Annotated in this window: 1 rRNA gene; it reads left to right on the forward strand. The window is 52.2% G+C overall.

Going from position 1 to position 201, the window contains the following annotated elements:
* Positions 1-201: ribosomal RNA gene (locus tag KI210_RS08860) — 16S ribosomal RNA — on the forward strand; the annotation flags it as partial.

The following is a 201-nucleotide window of genomic DNA, read 5'->3' on the forward strand; positions in this document are numbered from 1 at the left end:
CGTGCCAGCAGCCGCGGTAATACGTAGGTGGCAAGCGTTGTCCGGATTTATTGGGCGTAAAGCGAGCGCAGGCGGAAGAATAAGTCTGATGTGAAAGCCCTCGGCTTAACCGGGGAAGGTCATCGGAAACTGTTTTTCTTGAGTGCAGAAGAGGAGAGTGGAACTCCATGTGTAGCGGTGGAATGCGTAGATATATGGAAG

Origin of the sequence: Lactobacillus corticis (genome assembly GCF_018327645.1) — a bacterium.
GTDB classification, from domain to species: Bacteria; Bacillota; Bacilli; order Lactobacillales; family Lactobacillaceae; genus Lactobacillus; species Lactobacillus corticis.